This window comes from Streptomyces sp. x-19 (assembly GCF_046549115.1).
In the GTDB taxonomy this organism is placed as follows: Bacteria; Actinomycetota; Actinomycetes; order Streptomycetales; family Streptomycetaceae; genus Streptomyces; species Streptomyces albulus_C.
In genome coordinates, this window is record NZ_JAJPWK010000072.1 from 1 (window position 1) to 4153 (window position 4153).

3 protein-coding genes and 1 pseudogene are annotated in these 4153 nt (G+C 65.9%); 2 read left to right on the forward strand and 2 right to left on the reverse strand.

Features of this window, described 5'->3' with window-relative positions; genetic code table 11:
- Positions 1–310: 310 nt before the first annotated feature.
- Positions 311–1572 (forward strand): annotated as a pseudogene (locus tag ACLJT4_RS42080) (NF041680 family putative transposase); the annotation flags it as partial.
- A 7-nt stretch (positions 1573–1579) separates the two neighbouring features.
- Here ACLJT4_RS42080 and ACLJT4_RS42085 read toward each other — a convergent pair.
- Both ACLJT4_RS42085 and ACLJT4_RS42090 read right to left on the reverse strand, forming a co-directional pair.
- Entirely contained in the window at positions 1580–2209 is a 630-nt protein-coding gene (locus tag ACLJT4_RS42085) for a transposase (protein ID WP_411130433.1), read from the reverse strand.
- Between the two features lie 180 nt (positions 2210–2389).
- Positions 2390–3181, reverse strand: coding sequence for an IS3 family transposase (locus ACLJT4_RS42090; RefSeq protein ID WP_411130435.1), 792 nt, complete (start codon positions 3179–3181; stop codon positions 2390–2392).
- Positions 3182–3447: 266 nt separating this feature from the next.
- On the opposite strand from ACLJT4_RS42090, the gene ACLJT4_RS42095 reads away from it, so the two are divergent.
- A complete protein-coding gene (locus ACLJT4_RS42095; RefSeq protein ID WP_411130437.1) occupies positions 3448–3840 on the forward strand; it encodes a hypothetical protein in 393 nt (130 codons plus the stop codon).
- Positions 3841–4153 lie beyond the last annotated feature (313 nt).

Consider the following 4153-nt stretch of genomic DNA (forward strand, 5'->3'; position numbering starts at 1 on the left):
GCCTGACCCTCTACCAGGCCCTGGACCTCCTCCAACACCTCCTGGCCACCTGGACAGGCACCTGCCCCACCTGCCACCAACCCACCCCATGGCAGCCCTACGACACCACCTAACAAAGCACTACTAGCTTGTTTTTTAAGATCCAGTCTCGAATGTGCTTCGAACTTGATCAGCGTTTTCGCAGTTCAGCGGACGTGAAGGCGGCCTTCGGCTGATCATGTGCTCCGACCAAGGAACGCACACGCTCAGCACGAAGGCCGTAAGGATGAGTCTGTCGCATCACGCCGTTGAACATGGGTAGTTCGCGGAACTGTCGCGCTTTCGAGGCGAGTTCTACTCCTGTCTGACCAGGCGTGCGGACGCCCTGTTCGAGTTGGTCGATGCCGTGCTGTGTGCGGACGGTCCGGTCCGTTCTCTGGTTGAACTGTCGCTGGTGGGGGAACATCGCCGCGGGCACGGTGGCCTCTACGACGCCTTGGCCGCGGGCCGGATGGACATCAGCCGGCTGCGGCGAGCAGTGGCCGCAGTACCTCTGCCACGGGCTGCGGACGGCCGACTTGTGCTGGCCGCTGACATCACTTGCTGGCTGCGGCCTGATGCACACCTCACCGCAGCGGATCCTGTGCCACACCTACGGCCGCGGCAAAGACCAACACATTCCCGTTCCGGGCTGGCCGTACTCGGTGATCTGCGCACTGGAGACGGGCCGCAGCTCGTGGACCGCGCCGCTGGACGCGCTCCGGACTGGCGCCGGGCGACGACGCCGCCACCGCCAGGCAGATGCGCGAGTTGGTCGGCCGGCTGGTGGAGGCGGGGCAGTGGAAGGACGGCGACCCGGGGATCCTCATCGTGGTGGATGCCGGATACGACGTGCCCCGCCTGGCATTCCTGCTCAAGGGTCTGCCGGTGCAGGTGCTGGGCCGGATGCGTTCGGATCGTGTCCTGCGTCGGTCCGCTCCACCGCGAAAGCCCCATACGATGGGCCGCCCGCCGCGTCACGGCGGCGAGTTCGCCTTCAGCGACCGGTCCACCTGGGACATCCCGGACGCGCAGACCGTAACGCAGACCCGTCTGTATGGCACCGCCACCGCCCAGGCATGGGACCGCCTCCACCCGCGGCTGACACACCGTTCCGCCTGGGTCGCCGAACTGGGAACCCTCCCACTCATCGAGGGAACGGTGATCCACTTGCGGGTCGAGCACTTGCCCAGCGGCGCCATCCCGAAACCGGTGTGGCTGTGGTGGTCGGGCACCGACGCCACCCCCACTCAGGTCGACCTGCTCTGGCAGGTCTTCCTGCGACGCTTCGACATCGAGCACACCTTCCGACTGTTCAAGCAGACCCTCGGCTGGACCCGCTCCAAGATCCGCACCCCCGAAGCCGCCGACCGATGGACCTGGCTCATCCTGGCCGCATACACCCAACTACGTCTGGCCCGGCCGCTGGCGGCCGACCTGCGGCGGCCGTGGGAGAAACCGAATCCGCCCGACCGTCTCACCCCTGCCCGAGTCCGCCGCGACTTCAGGCACCTGCGCCCGAAGAGTCTGAGGCTGTCGCAGAGCTCCTGCCCAGTGGTCGTCAAGAGCGGCGCTTGGATGCGTGCCTGATCAGCTTGTTGAGGTTGTGGACCGTGCCGAGGAGCTTGATCTCGGTGTCCACGGCCTGGCGGCCGCGGTAGTTGAGGTGGCGCCCGAAACGTTGGAAGAGCTGGGCGAACCCAGGCTCGACCAAGGCACTGCGTTGACGGTACTGAGTCCGGCCAGTCGGGGCGGTGAGACGGGCTGCCATTTCTTGCTGGCCGGCGGGTGCCTGTTGGCGTTTCGCGGGGAAGCCCGCCTGATGGGCCTCACTGGTGACCGAGACCAGCAAGGGGAGATCGGCGAGAGCCTTGAAGGCATCGGCGGACGCGTATCCACTGTCGGCGAGCCACAGTTGGATCGTGCCAGGGAGCCCTGCGGCCTGGTGATTGTGCTGGGTCTTCTTCACCATCGGAACAAGGGCCGTCCTGTCTGAGTGGTTGTCGTGCGCTTCGATGGCCAGCAGGAACTGACGGCGGGCACACACGATCTGGATGTTGTATCCCTGCAGGTAGCCGCCACGTTTGCCCAGGGCCAAGCGGGAGTCGGGATCGCTCAGGCAGGCACGGGCTTCCGGGGAGGGCACCGGCCGGGGAGTGCGGGCCCGTTCCAGCCAGGCCCGTGCTTTCACCAGGATCGTGTCCCGTGTGGTGGTGTAGCTGATCGACGTTGAGTAGTGCGCCGGTGTGCTCCGGCTGGTGGCGCGCGCTCCCTGCGCAGGGGAGGGGCCACCGTGCAACTCTCGCTGGTGAATGTGCAGTTCAACCGGCAGGAGGACACGATGTGAACCGCCCCGGGTTCGCCAGAGATCTCAGATTGTGGTTTTGACCTGGGGTTTCGTGGATTCCATGTAGTGATTGGTCTCGTATTCGACGGGTGGAACATGGCCTATCTCACCGTGGAGTCTGCGGTGGTTGTACCAGTCGGTCCACTCGGCGATGGCCAACTCGACCTGGGAGAGCGACTTCCAGGGTTGTCGGCGCTTGATCAGCTCGGTTCTGTACAGGCCGATGGTGCTCTCCATCAGGGCATTGTCGTAGGCGTCGCCGACCGATCCGATGCTCGCGGCGATGCCGGCGGTGTCCAGATGCTCGGCGAGCCGGAAACTCGTATATTGCGACCCGGCGTCCGAGTGATGGATCAACTCGCCTGGCTGGATCGGGTGTTGGTCACGGTCGCGTTGCCAGATTGCCATCTCCAGTGCGTCCAGAACGAAGACTGTTTCCTTCACGGTGGCCGCGGACCAGCCGACGATCCTGCGAGAGAAGGTGTCCACGACGAAGGCGACGTAGACGACACCAGCCCAGGTCTTCACATGGGTGAAGTCCGCGACCCAGCAGCGGTACGGGGCGCTGGCGACGAAGTCGCGGTCCAGCAGGTCCGGCGCCCGCTCAGTCTGCCCACCGGGCAGCGTGGTGATCACGCGTTTGCCGCGGACCGCTCCGGCGATGCCGAGCTGGCGCATCAGGCGTTCGACGGTGCAGCGGGCCACGCGGTGGCCCTGCCGGTTCAGCTCACGCCAGATCTTCCGCGCCCCGTAGACTGTTAGACGACTCTCTGCATGAGCATGTAGTTGGGGGTTGGCGACACTCGTGGTGGACATGAGTGGTGATGTTGGTGGGCAGTCTGATCTTGCTTCGTGCGCGACGACATGGTGTGCACGAGGTGGAGGTGCGGGGTGCTCATCGTCGACACCGACGTCGTGCTCGTGGAACGCCGGCTTCAAGCCGGTGAGTTGACGTGTCCTTCGTGCGGGGCCGTGCTGGCGCCGTGGGGGCACGGTCGGCCGCGGGAGGTCCGTGGTGATCTCGGGCTCGGCTGTTCGTGCGTCCTCGTCGTTCACGTTGCTCGGTCTGCCGGGTCACACACGTGCTGTTGCCAGAGGTGATGTGGCCGCGGCGGGTGGATGTGGCTGAGGTGATCGGGGCCGGGCTGGAGATAGCGGCCCTGGGTATGGGACACCGCCGAGTCGCTGCCCATCTGGGGCTGGCGGAGGATACCGTCCGCGGTTGGATCTGCCGCTTCCGCGACCGGGCGGAGGCCGTCCGCCGGCACTTCACCGTCGCCCTGGTCGCGCTTGCGGACGATCCGGTGATGCCTGAAGCGGCCGCCTCGCCGCTTGCGGACGCGGTCTTGGCCGTTGCTGCCGCCCATCGGGCGGCCGCGGTGAAGTGGCCGGAGATGAACATGGTGTCGCGGTGGGCCTTTGCCGGCCGGGTGATAGACGGCCGGGTGCTGACCTGCACTCCTTCGGCTAATTGATCAACACGGGCTGCCTCTGGGCGGCGATGGGAGGCGAGGTGAGTCTTGATCGTGTCCGCTCCAACAGGGGGCGGACGCTGATCGAGATGCGAGGAGAGTCCGCGCATGGCATCGAGCGAGGACGAGGGCCGCCGCCGGGCGGAGACGGCCCGGCAGGTCGGTCTGTTTCGCTATTCGCTGGTCCAGTGTGGATTGCCACTCAGGATGGTGATGTTGAGGGCAGGACTGTGTCATTCCGGATGAGCATGGTGATCTGATCGTTGCAGGTGGGTTGATCTTCGGGGTGCTGAGGGGCACGGTGACCATGTCTTGA

Coding starts and splice junctions, on each gene's coding strand:
- ACLJT4_RS42090 (WP_411130435.1), bottom strand. CDS start 3,181: ATGTCCACCACGAGTGTCGCCAACCCCCAACTACATGCTCATGCAGAG.